At 60.5% G+C, this 14,882-nt stretch carries 11 protein-coding genes and 2 rRNA genes (1 of these 13 cut by a window edge); 8 read left to right on the top strand and 5 right to left on the bottom strand.

Going from position 1 to position 14,882, the window contains the following annotated elements; genetic code table 11:
• Positions 1–94: 94 nt before the first annotated feature.
• The 4 genes from coaBC (at position 95) to C2U40_RS23350 (ending at position 3,484) form a co-directional block, all read left to right on the top strand.
• Positions 95–1,297: a bifunctional phosphopantothenoylcysteine decarboxylase/phosphopantothenate--cysteine ligase CoaBC gene (gene coaBC / locus C2U40_RS23365; protein WP_103828637.1), complete on the top strand. Its 1,203-nt coding sequence runs from the start codon at positions 95–97 to the stop codon at positions 1,295–1,297.
• 40 nt (positions 1,298–1,337) lie between these two features.
• Positions 1,338–1,796 carry a dUTP diphosphatase gene (dut, locus tag C2U40_RS23360; RefSeq protein WP_016349004.1) on the top strand — a complete coding sequence of 153 codons (459 nt, stop codon included), beginning with the start codon at positions 1,338–1,340 and terminating at the stop codon, positions 1,794–1,796.
• Positions 1,797–1,864: 68 nt separating this feature from the next.
• On the top strand, positions 1,865–2,461 hold the full coding sequence (slmA, locus tag C2U40_RS23355) for a nucleoid occlusion factor SlmA (protein ID WP_011704178.1): 597 nt from the start codon (positions 1,865–1,867) through the stop codon (positions 2,459–2,461).
• Between the two features lie 186 nt (positions 2,462–2,647).
• Positions 2,648–3,484, top strand: coding sequence for a mechanosensitive ion channel domain-containing protein (locus tag C2U40_RS23350; protein WP_017411127.1), 837 nt, complete (start codon positions 2,648–2,650; stop codon positions 3,482–3,484).
• A 124-nt stretch (positions 3,485–3,608) separates the two neighbouring features.
• Here C2U40_RS23350 and C2U40_RS23345 read toward each other — a convergent pair whose 3' ends face one another.
• The gene (locus tag C2U40_RS23345; protein WP_005323764.1) at positions 3,609–3,797 is read right to left on the bottom strand and encodes a holin; all 189 of its coding nucleotides are present in this window, start codon (positions 3,795–3,797) and stop codon (positions 3,609–3,611) included.
• 416 nt (positions 3,798–4,213) lie between these two features.
• Here C2U40_RS23345 and pgi point away from each other — a divergent pair, with 416 nt between their 5' ends.
• Positions 4,214–5,863 carry a glucose-6-phosphate isomerase gene (pgi, locus tag C2U40_RS23335; protein ID WP_103828635.1) on the top strand — a complete coding sequence of 550 codons (1,650 nt, stop codon included), beginning with the start codon at positions 4,214–4,216 and terminating at the stop codon, positions 5,861–5,863.
• Between the two features lie 148 nt (positions 5,864–6,011).
• Here pgi and ilvC read toward each other — a convergent pair whose 3' ends face one another.
• Positions 6,012–7,493, bottom strand: coding sequence for a ketol-acid reductoisomerase (gene ilvC, locus C2U40_RS23330; RefSeq protein ID WP_029305272.1), 1,482 nt, complete (start codon positions 7,491–7,493; stop codon positions 6,012–6,014).
• Between the two features lie 223 nt (positions 7,494–7,716).
• On the opposite strand from ilvC, the gene ilvY reads away from it, so the two are divergent.
• Complete coding sequence (ilvY, locus tag C2U40_RS23325) at positions 7,717–8,610, top strand: HTH-type transcriptional activator IlvY (protein ID WP_016349000.1); 894 nt, start codon at positions 7,717–7,719, stop codon at positions 8,608–8,610.
• Here ilvY and C2U40_RS23320 read toward each other — a convergent pair.
• On the bottom strand, positions 8,599–9,471 hold the full coding sequence (locus C2U40_RS23320) for a substrate-binding periplasmic protein (protein WP_103828634.1): 873 nt from the start codon (positions 9,469–9,471) through the stop codon (positions 8,599–8,601). The genes ilvY and C2U40_RS23320 overlap by 12 nt on opposite strands.
• 169 nt (positions 9,472–9,640) lie before the next feature.
• Here C2U40_RS23320 and C2U40_RS23315 point away from each other — a divergent pair, with 169 nt between their 5' ends.
• Both C2U40_RS23315 and C2U40_RS23310 read left to right on the top strand, forming a co-directional pair.
• Complete coding sequence (locus C2U40_RS23315) at positions 9,641–9,832, top strand: hypothetical protein (RefSeq protein WP_011704172.1); 192 nt, start codon at positions 9,641–9,643, stop codon at positions 9,830–9,832.
• A 72-nt stretch (positions 9,833–9,904) separates the two neighbouring features.
• Positions 9,905–12,481, top strand: a complete 2,577-nt coding sequence (locus C2U40_RS23310) for a bifunctional acetate--CoA ligase family protein/GNAT family N-acetyltransferase (protein ID WP_103828633.1) — start codon at positions 9,905–9,907, stop codon at positions 12,479–12,481.
• Positions 12,482–12,571: 90 nt separating this feature from the next.
• Here the strand turns inward: C2U40_RS23310 and rrf are convergent.
• Positions 12,572–12,686, bottom strand: a 5S ribosomal RNA gene (gene rrf, locus C2U40_RS23305).
• A gap of 78 nt (positions 12,687–12,764) precedes the next feature.
• Positions 12,765–14,882, bottom strand: a 23S ribosomal RNA gene (locus C2U40_RS23300) (it continues 771 nt past the right edge of the window).

Genomic DNA, 14,882 nt, shown 5'->3' with positions numbered 1-14,882 from the left:
CCGACCACAAGTCCCCCATGTCAGCCTCTGTCGTCGTCCGCTGCCTGTGGTATCTTAGCCGACCAGTCAGAGTGAGCCGGAAGAGAAGCAGCAGATGAGATTGGCCGATAAACGCATCCTGTTGGGTGTCAGCGGTGGGATCGCCGCCTACAAGAGTGCCGAACTGGTACGCCGCCTGAAAGATCAGGGGGCCGAGGTACGGGTGGTGATGACCCGTTCCGCCAAGGAGTTCATCACCCCGCTGACCCTGCAGGCCGTCTCCGGCCACCCGGTGGCCGACAGTCTGCTGGATCCCGCCGCCGAGGCGGGCATGGGTCACATCGAGCTGGCCAAGTGGGCCGATCTGGTGCTGATCGCCCCGGCCAGCGCCAACCTGATGGCCCGCATGGCCGCCGGCATGGCCGACGAACTGCTGACCACCCTCTGCCTGGCCACGCCGGCACCGGTGGCGCTGGCACCCGCCATGAACCAGCAGATGTACCTCAACGCCGCCACCCAGGCCAACCTCAAGACCCTGGCCAGCCGCGGCATCCTGCTGTGGGGGCCAGATTCCGGCAGCCAGGCGTGCGGTGACGTAGGACCGGGCCGGATGCTGGATCCCCTCGAGCTGGTTGAACGCTGCTGCCAGCAACTCGCCGCCGAGCCGCTGCTGGCCGGGGTCAGGCTGCTGCTCACTGCCGGGCCGACCCGCGAGGCGCTGGATCCGGTGCGCTACATCAGCAACCACAGCTCAGGCAAGATGGGCTACGCCATCGCCCGCGCCGCCCGTGAAGCGGGCGCCGAGGTGACCCTGGTGAGCGGCCCGGTGGCACTGGCCACCCCGGCGGGCGTCACCCGTGTCGACGTGGAAAGTGCCGAGCAGATGCATCAGGCGGTGATGAGCCGGGTAGGCCAGTGCGACCTTTTCATCGGCTGCGCCGCCGTCGCCGACTACCGCCCCGCGCAGGTAGCCAGCCAGAAGATCAAGAAGACCGGTGACAACGACCAGATGCAGCTGACCCTGGTCAAAAACCCCGACATCATCGCCGCCGTGGGGGCTTTGTCAGACAAGCCCTTCACCGTCGGATTTGCCGCAGAAACCGTGGATGTGGAACAATACGCCCTCGACAAACTGCAGCGTAAGCGGCTGGACATGATCGCCGCCAACGACGTATCTCGTGCGGGCCAGGGCTTCAACGCCGATGACAACGCCCTAACCGTGTTCTGGCAAGGGGGTCAAGCACCCCTGCCCCTGGCCGATAAGCTGACGCTGGCTCGTCATCTCATCGCCCTGATTGCAGACCACTACCGGCACTGAGCCAGTCAATCGACCACCTCCACTCCATTAAAAACGATTTATGACAACACAAATTGAACTGAAGATTCTGGATGCCCGCATCGGCACCGAGTACCCGCTGCCCGCCTATGCCACACCGGGCTCCGCCGGCATGGATCTGCGCGCCCTGCTGGATGCCCCGCTGACCCTGGCCCCGGGTGATACCACCCTGGTACCGACCGGGCTGGCCATCCACATTCAGGATCCGGGCCTGTGTGCCACCATCCTGCCCCGCTCCGGCCTCGGCCATAAGCACGGCATCGTGCTGGGCAACCTGGTCGGCCTCATCGATTCCGACTACCAGGGCCAGCTGATGGTCTCGGTGTGGAACCGTGGCAATGACAGCTTCACCATGCAGCCCGGCGAGCGCATCGCCCAGCTGGTGATCATGCCGGTCGTTCAGGCCAGCTTCCAACTGGTCGATGAGTTCAATCAGAGCGAACGGGGTGAAGGCGGTTTTGGTTCTTCTGGTCGCCAATAACAGACCACACCTGCCCGCGCGGCGGTGCCTAATAACAGAATCAGGCCATTGTTTTTTTAGGGGAATCCATGGCAAGCAGTAATCAGAAACAGAGTCGGCGCGATCAGATCCTGCAGGCGCTCGCCCACATGCTGGAGACCAGCCCTGGCCAGCGCATCACCACGGCCCGTCTGGCGGCCGAGGTGGGGGTATCCGAGGCCGCGCTCTATCGACATTTTCCCAGCAAGGCGCGAATGTTCGAGGGGCTGATCGACTTTATCGAGGATTCCCTGCTGTCACGGGTCAACCTGATCATGGCCGAAGAGAAGGACACCATGGCCCGCTGCCACCACATACTGCAGCTGTTGCTGGTGTTCGCCGAGCGCAATCCCGGCATCACCCGCATCCTCAATGGCGATGCCCTGCTGGGTGAGCACGACCGGCTGCGGGATCGCATCAGCGTCCTGTTCGACAAGCTGGAGACCCAGATCAAGCAGGTACTGCGCGAGAAGCGGCTGCGCGAAGGCCAGGGCTTCCAACTCGACGAGACCATGTTGGCCAACCTGCTGCTGGCCTACACCGAGGGGCGGATCAGCCAGTTCGTCCGCTCCGAGTTCAAAATCAAACCTACTGCCGGCTTTGAAGATCAGTGGCAATTTATCCGCAGCCAGCTGCTGCAGAGCTGACAAGCTCAATTTGCAATCAGCAGCAGCAACGCCGCTCCAGACGGGTTGCAGTAAAGAGGGGGGCCTTGGCCTCCCTTGTTTTTTGTGGCACAAAAGAGGCGATGAGCACCAGATGCGACCCGGATTGTCGCATTCCAGTGTTAGATTCATGCGTCATAAACCTTTTATCGCCTGACAGGACATCCTATGGAACCCGAAATCATCACCGAAGCGCAGACCTGGCTGGTCAACAACCAGGGCCTGCTGATCGAGTATGCCGTCAACATCGCGGCCGCCCTGATCACCCTGCTGGTCGGCTATATCGCCGCCAACCTCCTCAGCAGCGCCGTGGTCAAGGTGATGCAGGCCCGCAAGCTGGACACCACTGTCACCCACTTCGTCGGCAGCATCCTCAAGTACGCCATCCTGGTGTTCGTGGTGATCGCCGCGCTGGGCCGGGTCGGGGTGCAGACCGCCTCCTTCGTCGCCATTATCGGTGCCGCCGGTCTGGCCATCGGTCTGGCGCTGCAGGGCTCGCTCTCCAACTTCGCCGCCGGCTTCCTACTCATCATCTTCCGCCCCATCAAGGCAGGTGAGTTCATCGAGGTGGCAGGCACCAATGGCGTGGTGCAATCCGTTCAGCTGTTCACCACCACCCTCACCTCCGGTGACAACAAGATGGTGGTGGTACCGAACTCCGCCATCCTCAACGGCACCATCGTCAACTACTCGCGCATGGATACCCGCCGGGTCGACATGACCTTCGGCATCGGCTATGGCTCGGATCTGCGCAAGGCCAAGCAGATCCTGGAGCGGCTGGTCAGCGAAGAGCCGCGCATCCTCAAGGAACCGGCCGCCACCATCGCCGTCGCCGCACTGGCCGACTCCTCGGTCAACATAGTGGTGCGCCCCTGGGTCAAGACCGGCGACTACTGGGGAGTCTGGTTCGACTTCCACGAGAAGGTGAAGCTCACCTTCGATGCCGAAGGCATCGAGATCCCCTTCCCGCAGATGGTCATGCACATGCAAAAGCCGCAGGCCTGAGCCTTTTCCTGAATGACACAATGCCAGCCTCCGGGCTGGCATTGTCGTTTCCGGCCCTCTGACGAGCATAAAAAATCCGGCCACCCTGGGCCGGACTTTGTTTTCAGCATGTCGCGGCGTCGACTCACACCAGCCGACGAGCCACCCGGTTGAGCAGCGGTTGCACCAGCACATAGCCTCCCAGCACGGCACCGATCACCGCCAGCACCCGTAACGGCAAGGTCGGTGCCGCACTGGTCAGTACCATGGTCAGCAGGCCGATGAGGCCGGTGGCGATCAGGCTCAGAGCAAACAGGGACAACACAGCTTTCATAGCGATCTCCTCATTCCAGACAGTGGCCATCCCTGGGAGATCTCGTCCATTCGCTCATATGCTAGCCAGCCTCCACTACCAACAACTTGCGCCTGCGCATGAAACGAGCGAAAAGGCGTCCGTCGAATACTCTTTTGGCTGCCAGGCCAAACTGCCACCCCACTCACAGCAGGCCCTCGCCCTGAAAGCCCTTTCAGCGGCGGCAAGCCCGACCAAGTATGCGCAAACGCAAGATCCGGCCGCCATCAGTGACTCATAATCGCAGCGTTTTGGTTGTAAACTCGGTCGATGGCAGACAATTGGTAAAGCTCTGTTACACGGGCGGCGCAGCTGGCCCGGTATAATGCTCGAATAATAAGGTTTGGCGGGAGCCTTGCCTGCAAGGTTCATACACAACTTGGAAGACTGATAATCCTATGAAAAACATCAATCCAACCCAGACCCAGGCCTGGCAGGCACTGGAAGCCCACTTTGCAGCGAACAAAGAGACCCGGCTCAAGGATCTGTTTGCCCAGGATCCCCAGCGTTTCGACAAATTCTCCCTCACCTTCGGCGGCGACATCCTGGTCGATTACTCGAAGAACCTGATCACCGAAGAAACCCTCAATTTGCTAGTTGATCTGGCCAAAGAGACCGATCTTCGCAGCGCGATCGACGCCATGTTCAATGGCGACAAGATCAACATGACCGAAGGCCGCTCGGTGCTGCACGTGGCTCTGCGCAACCGCTCCGACCGCCCCATCGAGAGCGACGGCAAGGATGTGATGCCGGAAGTGAACGCCGTACTGGCCAAGATGAAAGGCTTCTGCGAGAAGATCATCTCCGGCGAGTGGAAAGGCTACACCGGCAAGGCGATCCAGCACGTGGTCAACATCGGTATCGGTGGCTCTGATCTCGGCCCGGTGATGATCACCGAGGCACTGCGCCCTTACAAAAATCACCTGCAGATGCACTTCGTCTCCAACGTCGATGGCACCCACATCGCCGAGACCCTGAAGAAGATCGATGCGGAAACCACCCTGTTCCTGGTGGCCTCCAAGACCTTCACCACTCAGGAGACCATGACCAACGCCCTGACCGCCCGCGACTGGTTCATCAAGATCGCCGGTGACAAGGCCCACGTTGCCAAGCACTTCGCTGCGCTCTCCACCAACGGCAAGGCCGTGGCCGAATTCGGCATCGACACCAACAATATGTTCGAGTTCTGGGACTGGGTTGGCGGCCGCTACTCCTCCTGGTCTGCCATCGGCATGCCCATCGCCCTCTCCGTCGGTTTCGAGAACTTCGAAGCCCTGCTGCAAGGCGCCTTCGAGATGGACATGCACTTCGCCACTGCCTCCTATGAGCAGAACGTGCCGGTGCTGCTGGCGCTGATTGGCCTGTGGTACAACAACTTCTACGGTGCCGAGTCCGAAGCCATTCTGCCGTACGACCAGTACATGCACCGCTTCCCTGCTTACTTCCAGCAGGGCAACATGGAATCCAACGGCAAGTACGTGGATCGCAACGGTAATCCGGTTGACTACCAGACTGGCCCCATCATCTGGGGTGAGCCGGGTACCAACGGCCAGCACGCCTTCTACCAGCTGATCCACCAGGGCACCAAGCTGATCCCCTGTGACTTCCTGGCACCGGCCATCAGCCACAACCCGATCGGCGACCACCACCCGAAACTGCTGGCCAACTTCTTCGCCCAGACCGAGGCGCTGGCCTTCGGCAAGAGCAAGGAACAGGTCGAAGCCGAGTTCCTGGCGGCTGGCAAAACCCTGGAGCAGGTCAAGGATCTGGTGCCGTTCAAGGTGTTCGAAGGCAACCGCCCGACCAACTCCATCCTGTTCAAGAGCCTGACCCCGAAAACGCTTGGCTCTTTGATTGCCATGTACGAGCACAAGATCTTCGTACAGGGTGCAATCTGGAACATCTTCAGCTTCGACCAGTGGGGCGTGGAGCTGGGCAAACAGCTGGCCAACAAGATCCTGCCGGAGCTCAACACCGATGCGGCTGTCACCAGCCACGACTGCTCCACCAACGGTCTGATCAACACCTGGAAAGCGTGGAAAGCCTGATTTAGCCGGCCTTTCTGAATGCAAAAGCCCCGCTCGATGAGCGGGGCTTTTTTGTGGCCGGGTTTTCTGGCTGGCCGGTCGGGTGTCCAGCCCGACCGGCGACGAAGATCGTCATCCCCGCCCCTTCATCATCCTGCCCGATGCCGGCTTAACCGCCGACGGCGATGCGCTTCATGTCTTTCATGTAACCGCGCAGTACCTGACCGATCGCTTCGATGGGGTGGTTGCGGGTCGCTTCGTTGGCCGCCAGCAGCGCCAGGTTATCGACGCTCTGCTCATCCGCCTTGCTGGCACCCAGGTCGCCCGCTTTCAGGGTCGGCATGAAGTGCTCGCGCAGCAAGGGCACGGCGGCGTTGGCGAACAGGTAGTTGCCGTACTCGGCGGTGTCGGAGATGACCACGTTCATCTCATACAGACGCTTGCGGGCAACTGTGTTGGCGATCAGCGGCAGCTCGTGCAGGGATTCGTAGTAGGCAGACTCTTCATAGATGCCGGAGGCCACCATGGTTTCGAACGCCAGTTCGACACCCGCCTTGACCATGGCCACCATCACCACGCCATTGTCGAAGTACTCCTGCTCGGCAATCTTGCCTGCAAACGCCGGCGCGTTTTCGAAGGCGGACTTGCCGGTCTCTTCGCGCCAGCCGAACAGCTTGGCGTCGTCTTCGGCCCAGTCGGCCATCATGCCGCGGGAGAACTCACCGGCGATGATGTCGTCCATGTGCTTCTCGAACAGCGGGCGCATCAGGGTCTTGAGCTGCTCGGAGAGCTCGAAGGCGCGCAGCTTGGCCGGGTTGGACAGACGGTCCATCATCAGGCTGATGCCACCCTGCTTCAGGGCTTCGGTGATGGTCTCCCAGCCGAACTGGATCAGCTTGCCGGCATAGGCCTTGTCGGTCCCTTCGGCAACCAGCTTGTCGTAGCAGAGCAGGGAGCCGGCCTGCAGCATGCCGCAGAGGATGGTCTGCTCGCCCATCAGGTCAGATTTCACTTCCGCCACGAAGGAGGATTCCAGCACCCCGGCACGGTCGCCGCCGGTGGCAGAGGCCCACGCCTTGGCGATGGCCATGCCTTCACCCTTGGGATCGTTCTCCGGGTGAACAGCGATCAGGGTCGGTACACCGAAGCCACGCTTGTACTCTTCACGCACCTCGGTGCCAGGGCATTTCGGCGCCACCATCACGACCGTGATGTCGGAGCGGATCTGCTGACCCTCTTCCACCACGTTGAAGCCGTGGGAGTAGCCCAGCGCGGCGCCCTGCTTCATCAGCGGCATCACGGTTTTGACGACGTCGGAGTGCTGCTTGTCCGGGGTCAGGTTCAGCACCAGATCGGCGGTCGGGATCAGCTCTTCATAGGTGCCGACCGCGAAGCCGTTGTCGGTGGCCTTCTGCCAGGAGGCACGCTTCTCGGTGATGGCAGCCTTGCGCAGGGCATAGGAGATATCCAGCCCGGAGTCGCGCATGTTCAGGCCCTGGTTCAGGCCCTGGGCACCACAGCCCACAATCACCACCTTCTTGCCCTTCAGCACGTTGCAGCCGTCCGCGAACTCTTCGCGCTGCATGAAACGACACTTGCCCAGTTGGGCCAACTGCTGACGCAGGTTCAAGGTGTTGAAATAGTTAGCCATGGTGATTGCTCCGTTCGATTGATTCCATGCCGGTATGGCGGCGTTGTCGAAACCACTATAGCGCGGGACACTTATTGCCTGAACTGATATATTCGAAACAGTACGTTGCAATAATTGAAACGTTAACCCTTCATCATCGCAGGCAAGACCTACCTCCAGACGGTAGATTGAAGCTGCCCAGAACATGGGTCTCGGGCAGCGATGCCGCACCAGGAGCTGAAAGATGGACCTTCGCAATCTCGAGCTGTTTCTCCACCTCGCCGACTCCCTTCACTTCGGCAAGAGCGCCGATGCCATGGCGGTCAGCCCCTCCACCCTGAGCCGCGCCATTCAGCGACTGGAGCAAGAGACCGGCTGCGTGCTGTTCGAGCGGGACAACCGCTCGGTACGGCTCACCCCGGCGGGCGAGAAGCTGCGCGAGTTTGGCGGCGCCCTGCTGCAGGAGTGGCGCCAGCTCAAGCAGGAGCTCAAGCGCAGCGACGAGCCGCTGCAGGGTCGGCTGCGGGTATTCTGCTCGGTCACCGCCAGCTATTTTCTGCTGCCCGAGGTGCTGGAGCGCTTTCGCCGCCGCTATCCGCAGCTGGAGATAAAGCTGGAGACCGGCGACCCGGCGCTGGCGGTGGACAAGATCCTGGCCGACGAGGCCGATCTGGCCATCGCCGCCCGCCCGGATGCCCTCTCCTCCAAGCTGGAGTTTGCCAGCCTGCAGCAGGTGCCGCTGGTGTTTATCGCCCCCCGCACCGCACCGCAGCAGAGCCAGTGGTTTTCCCAGGGAGAGCCTGACTGGGAACGGCTGCCGCTGATCCTCTCGGAGCAGGGGCTGGCCCGCAAACGCTGCGATCAGTGGCTGCGCAACAAGGGAATCGCCCCCAACATCTATGCGGAGGTGGCGGGCAACGAGGGGATTGTCGCCATGGTGGCGCTCGGCTTCGGAGTGGGGCTGGTGCCGGCAGCGGTAATCGACCACAGTCCCATGGGTGAAAAGGTGCGCATCGTCGAGCCCAAACCGGCACTCAAACCGTTCGATGTCGGCATCGCCGTGCTCAAGAAGCGGCTGGAAGAGCCACTGATCCGTGCCTTCTGGGATACCGCGCGGGGCCAGGGCTCACTGCGCTGACACGGCGGGCAACGCCGGAGCATAAATGAGCGAGGGATCCTGCATCATGGCCCGGCTGCCAGCCGGCAGATCGGGATTGCTCAGCTCCAGCATCACCCGCCGATCGAGCTGCAGCCGCCGGATGGTGCTGCCAAAGCCCGCCTCGAAAACCCGCTCATAGTCACCGGACTGACGGGCTCGCTGCAGGCCGAGCTCGATGCGCTTGGCCAGTTCCGGGAACTTGGGGGAGACGAAGAACAGCAGCGCCAGCGGATAGCGAAACACCAGGTGCGGCTCGATGGCCAGCTCAGGGTGCTGCTTGAGCTCCTCCTCGATCTCGATGACCGAGCGCAGGAAGCAGTCGAAGCGCTGCTTGCGCAGCATGTTGAACAGAGCGTCGTAGAGGCTGCCCACCACCACGTTGAGGCCGTTCTCCTTGAGCAGACGGGTATCAGGCCAGGATCTGTGCTGGCCGATGCGAAGCCCGGACAGCTGCCAGTCGGTCAGCGAGCGTATGTTGGCGAACCGCCCCTCGTCCCCCTGCCGAATGAGGCACACCCGCCAGCCCAGCAACCCTTTTGCCAGCGGAACATGGATGGCCAGCAGGGTACGCTCGCGCTCCTCGTCGGGGGCAAACACCCCGATCTGCACCAGCTCGCCGCTTTGCAACTCCTTGACCGCCCGTCCCTGCTCCATCGGCGGGCTGGCAATCAGCCGATAGGGGCCGTATTCCGGCACGGTCAGATCGAGCGAGAGTCGCAGCAGACCGGCCACGGCGGGATTGGGATGGTCCAGCAGCAGGTTCCAGGCCCTGATGGATACCTCTGCCGCCGACACGCTGCCGGCAAACAACATGACGCAACACAACCAGCTCCTGATCATCGCGCACCTCCCCCGCCCTCCATTCACTATAACCTCAGGCCTGGCCCCCTTGATGCAGGACGCCACAGATGTGTGAGCCACTTCGTGTCAAATCTGACAATGGTCAGTCTGAGGATCAATTCACCGACTAGACTGGATGTTCAGCCTGAATGGAACAAGGAGCCGCGCCATGATGCCCCATCTGATCGAAATCAACAGCTCGCTGCTGTTCGATGAGTACCTGCAGAGCCTGGGAGTACCGCAAACACAGCTCGATCAGGAGCAGGATATCTATCTGCAGGAGCGCCACCTGGCAGCAGTACGCCAGATCCAGGGTGAGCTGAAGTTTTACCTGCGAGCCAGTGCCCTGACCAGGCAGTGATCCGCAACCGGTCACAGAACCGGCGCTGAAAGCGTATTACACTGGCACCATCCGCCACCCACGGGAGTGCCCATGAAACCAAGCGGCCTGGATCGGCTCTTCAAACCCCAGTCAATCGCCGTCATCGGTGCCTCGACCGACCCGCAGAAGGCGGGTCACGTGGTGATAAGACACCTGCTCGCCGGCCAGTTCAAGGGCCCCATCCTGCCAGTCAGCCCGCACAGCAAGGCCATTGCCGGTGTGCTGGCCTATGCCGATATTGACAGCCTGCCGCTGGCCCCGGATCTCGCCATCGTCTGTACCCGTCGGGAACGGGTGCTAACCCTCATCGAAGCGCTTGGTAAGCGGGGAACGGGCGCCGCCATCATACTGGCGGCAGACTTCACTGCGCCGGAGCGGGAGCAGCTGCAACAGCTCAGCCAGCAATACGGCATCCGCCTGCTCGGCCCCAACAGCATGGGGATGCTGCTGCCGGGTCAGGGCATCAATGCCAGTTTCTCGCCGATTGCCGCCAAGCCCGGTCAGGTTGCCTTTCTCTCCCAGTCGGCCGCCGTCAGCACCACCATCCTGGATTGGGCCAAACAGCATGAGCTCGGCTTCTCGGCCTTCATCTCCCTTGGCGATCACTGCGACATCAACTTCGGCCAGCTGCTGGATCAGCTCTCCCGCGACAGCGTGACTCGCGCCATCCTGCTCTACATGGACAAGCTGCAGGACGCCCGCCATTTTCTCTCGGCCGCCCGCGCCGCAGCCCGCAACAAACCCATCCTGGTGCTCAAGAGCGGCCGCCATGAGCCGGACAACGGGCTCGACAACGTCTATGACGCCGCCATTCGGCGAGCAGGGATGCTGCGGGTGCGAGATACCCACGAGCTGTTTGCCGCCGTCGAGACCCTGAGTCACTCTCTTACCCTCAAGGGAGAGCGGCTTGCCATCATCTCCAATGGCCGTGGCTTGGCCAACATGGCGATCGACAAGTTGCTGGAGCGGGGCGGCAAGCTGGCGATGCCGCCTCGCGACATCGGCAGCGATGCCGACATCAATGACTATCAGCAGGCTCTCGACGACCTGCTGCAAGGGGACGAGGCGGACGCCATCCTGCTCATCCATGCCCCGTCACTCACCGCCCGTGGCGCCGCCCTGGCGCGCAGCCTGATCGACTACGTCAAACAGCACCCCAGGGCCAGACGCTTCAATATCCTGACCAACTGGGCGGGGGAATATTCCGCCCAGGAGGGGCGTCGTCTGTTCAGTGAGGCAGGCTTCCCCACCTATCGCACCCCGGAGAGCGCGGTCGCCGCCTTCATGCACATGGTGGAATACCGGCGCAACCAGAAGCAGCTGATGGAGACCCCCGCCTCCCTGCAGGGTGACAGGCTCAACCTCAAACTGTGCCAGCAGTTGATCCGACAGGCGCTGGAACGCAAGCAGCTCACCCTCGACACCCATCTGGCACACCCCATTCTGCAGGCCGCTGGGCTCTCCACTCTGCCGACCTGGATCGTCTCCGATGCCATCGAGGCAACCCTGACCGCGGAGCAAATCGGCTATCCAGTCGCGGTCAAGCTGCGCTCGCCGGACATCCTTCACAAGTCGGCGGTACACGGCGTCATGCTCAACCTGCGGACCTCGGCCGAAGTCGCCCAGGCTGCGGACGCCATTCTGGATCGGGTCAGGCAGCACGATCCCGGCGCCCGTATCGAAGGCCTGCTGGTACAGCGCATGGCGCGCCGCAGCGGCGGATTGGAGCTGCGGATCCGGCTGCAACAAGACCCCGTATTCGGCCCCGTCATCCTGCTCGGTGAATCAGGCGCCGAACCGCAGGAGATGATGGCGGCCCTGCCGCCGCTGAACCAGGCGCTGGCACGCTACCAGATCATTGGAGCGCTCAAGAGCCGCAAGATCCGCGAGCAGGCCAGTCCGGAGCGACTCGATATCGATGCCCTCGGCCAGGTGTTGTGCCAATTGTCGGAGTTGCTGCTCGCCTTCCCCGAGATCCAGCAGCTGGATCTGCACCCACTGCAGGCCTGCGGTGCCGAAATGGTGGTACTGGATGCCAGCCTGACTCTGCAACCTGCTGAAGAAGGCCGCTGCAGACTGGCTATCCGTCCCTATCCCACTGAACTGGAAGAGGGGGCCTGGCTCAAGGATCAGAGCCATGTGCTGCTGCGCCCGATCCGGCCGGAGGATGAACCGGCTCACAAGCAGTTTGTGCTCAAGGTATCGGACGAAGACAGGTACAAGCGCTTCTTCGCCGATGTGGGGGAGCTGGGACATGAAGAGCTGGCCCGCATGACCCAGATCGATTACGACCGGGAGATGGCGTTTGTCGCCGTGGGGCAGGATGGTCCGTTCGACCAGCAGATCCTGGGGGTAGTACGAGCCATTTCCAACCCGGACCTGTCTGATGCAGAGTTTGCCATCCTGGTGCGTTCCGACCTGAAAGGGCTGGGGCTTGGCAAGCTGATGATGGAGAAGATAGTGCGCTATGCCAGAGAACGCGGCATTGGCCAGCTGTCGGGCATGACCATGCCCAGCAACCGCGGCATGATCAACCTGGCTAAACGGCTTGGCTTCAAGATCGATATCCAGCTGGAAGATGGGGTGGTCAACATGGAGCTGCCCTACGCCAGTCAGGAGCAAGCATAAAGCAGAGAAATCTGCAGTTTATAGCCATAAATTGCCGATTTTAGACAATAAAAAACCCCGCTCAGATGAGCGGGGTTTCTCGTGTTGGGTGCCTGGCAGTGTCCTACTCTCGCATGGCGAATGCCACACTACCATCGGCGCTACCGCGTTTCACTTCTGAGTTCGGCATGGGTTCAGGTGGTTCCACGGCGCTATGGCCGCCAGGCAAATTCTTCAATCTGTGAAAGCTGACATAAGTAGTTTCGTATTTGTCACAAGGCCAGAAACACTTCTTGGGTGTTGTATGGTTAAGCCTCACGGGTAATTAGTATGGGTTAGCTCAACACGTCGCCGCGCTTACACACCCCACCTATCAACGTTGTGGTCTCCAACGGCCCTTTAGGACCCTCAAGGGGTCAGGGATGACTCATCTCAGGGCTCGCTTCCCGCTTAGATGCTTTCAGCGGTTATCGATTCCGAACTTAGCTACCGGGCAGTGCCACTGGCGTGACAACCCGAACACCAGAGGTTCGTTCACTCCGGTCCTCTCGTACTAGGAGCAACTCCCTTCAATCATCCAACGCCCACGGCAGATAGGGACCGAACTGTCTCACGACGTTCTGAACCCAGCTCGCGTACCACTTTAAATGGCGAACAGCCATACCCTTGGGACCGACTTCAGCCCCAGGATGTGATGAGCCGACATCGAGGTGCCAAACACCGCCGTCGATATGAACTCTTGGGCGGTATCAGCCTGTTATCCCCGGAGTACCTTTTATCCGTTGAGCGATGGCCCTTCCATTCAGAACCACCGGATCACTATGACCTACTTTCGTACCTGCTCGACCTGTCCGTCTCGCAGTTAAGCTGGCTTATGCCATTGCACTAACCTCCTGATGTCCGACCAGGATTAGCCAACCTTCGTGCTCCTCCGTTACTCTTTGGGAGGAGACCGCCCCAGTCAAACTACCCACCAGGCACTGTCCGCGACCCAGATTCATGGGCCTGCGTTAGAACATCAAACATACAAGGGTGGTATTTCAAGGACGGCTCCAGCGCAACTGGCGTCACGCCTTCAAAGCCTCCCACCTATCCTACACATGTAGGTTCAATGTTCAGTGCCAAGCTGTAGTAAAGGTTCACGGGGTCTTTCCGTCTAGCCGCGGGTACACCGCATCTTCACGGCGAATTCGATTTCACTGAGTCTCGGGTGGAGACAGCATGGCCATGGTTACACCATTCGTGCAGGTCGGAACTTACCCGACAAGGAATTTCGCTACCTTAGGACCGTTATAGTTACGGCCGCCGTTTACCGGGGCTTCGATCAAGAGCTTCGCTTGCGCTAACCCCATCAATTAACCTTCCGGCACCGGGCAGGTGTCACACCCTATACGTCCACTTTCGTGTTTGCAGAGTGCTGTGTTTTTGATAAACAGTCCCAGCCATCTGGTCACTGCGACTCCCAACTGCTCCATCCGCAAGGGACTTCACTGTCAAGAGCGAACCTTCTCCCGAAGTTACGGTTCTATTTTGCCTAGTTCCTTCACCCGAGTTCTCTCAAGCGCCTTGGTATTCTCTACCCGACCACCTGTGTCGGTTTGGGGTACGATGACTTGTAATCTGAAGCTTAGAGGCTTTTCCTGGAAGCAGGGCATCAATGGCTTCCGCACCGTAGTGCGTTCGTCTCGTGTCTCAGTGTTGTGTCTCCGGATTTGCCTAGAAACACCACCTACGCACTTTCACCAGGACAACCGTCGCCTGGCCCACCTAGCCTTCTCCGTCCCCCCATCGCAATTACAAGTCGTGCAGGAATATTAACCTGCTTCCCATCGACTACGCCTTTCGGCCTCGCCTTAGGGGTCGACTCACCCTGCCCCGATTAACGTTGGACAGGAACCCTTGGTCTTCCGGCGAGGAGGCTTTTCACCCCCTTTATCGTTACTTACGTCAGCATTCGCACTTCTGATATCTCCAGCATGCCTCTCGACACACCTTCGCAGACTTACAGAACGCTCCCCTACCACTTGCACTAAGTGCAAATCCGCGGCTTCGGTGCCTGGTTTGAGCCCCGTTACATCTTCCGCGCAGGCCGACTCGACTAGTGAGCTATTACGCTTTCTTTAAATGATGGCTGCTTCTAAGCCAACATCCTAGCTGTCTGAGCCTTCCCACATCGTTTCCCACTTAACCAGAACTTTGGGACCTTAGCCGGCGGTCTGGGTTGTTTCCCTCTTCACGACGGACGTTAGCACCCGCCGTGTGTCTCCCGGATATTACTTACTGGTATTCGGAGTTTGCATGGGGTTGGTAAGTCGGGATGACCCCCTAGCCCAAACAGTGCTCTACCCCCAGTAGTATTCGTCCGAGGCGCTACCTAAATAGCTTTCGGGGAGAACCAGCTATCTCCGAGTTTGATTGGCCT

This window comes from Aeromonas sp. ASNIH4, assembly GCF_002934425.1.
Classification (GTDB): domain Bacteria; phylum Pseudomonadota; class Gammaproteobacteria; order Enterobacterales; family Aeromonadaceae; genus Aeromonas; species Aeromonas hydrophila.
This window is presented reverse-complemented; position numbering and strand designations above follow the sequence as displayed.

Coding starts and splice junctions, on each gene's coding strand:
- slmA (WP_011704178.1), top strand. CDS start 1,865: ATGGCAAGCAGTAATCAGAAACAGAGTCGGCGCGATCAGATCCTGCAG.
- C2U40_RS23350 (WP_017411127.1), top strand. CDS start 2,648: ATGGAACCCGAAATCATCACCGAAGCGCAGACCTGGCTGGTCAACAAC.
- pgi (WP_103828635.1), top strand. CDS start 4,214: ATGAAAAACATCAATCCAACCCAGACCCAGGCCTGGCAGGCACTGGAA.
- ilvY (WP_016349000.1), top strand. CDS start 7,717: ATGGACCTTCGCAATCTCGAGCTGTTTCTCCACCTCGCCGACTCCCTT.
- C2U40_RS23310 (WP_103828633.1), top strand. CDS start 9,905: ATGAAACCAAGCGGCCTGGATCGGCTCTTCAAACCCCAGTCAATCGCC.
- C2U40_RS23320 (WP_103828634.1), bottom strand. CDS start 9,471: ATGATCAGGAGCTGGTTGTGTTGCGTCATGTTGTTTGCCGGCAGCGTG.
- dut (WP_016349004.1), top strand. CDS start 1,338: ATGACAACACAAATTGAACTGAAGATTCTGGATGCCCGCATCGGCACC.
- coaBC (WP_103828637.1), top strand. CDS start 95: ATGAGATTGGCCGATAAACGCATCCTGTTGGGTGTCAGCGGTGGGATC.
- C2U40_RS23315 (WP_011704172.1), top strand. CDS start 9,641: ATGATGCCCCATCTGATCGAAATCAACAGCTCGCTGCTGTTCGATGAG.
- ilvC (WP_029305272.1), bottom strand. CDS start 7,493: ATGGCTAACTATTTCAACACCTTGAACCTGCGTCAGCAGTTGGCCCAA.
- C2U40_RS23345 (WP_005323764.1), bottom strand. CDS start 3,797: ATGAAAGCTGTGTTGTCCCTGTTTGCTCTGAGCCTGATCGCCACCGGC.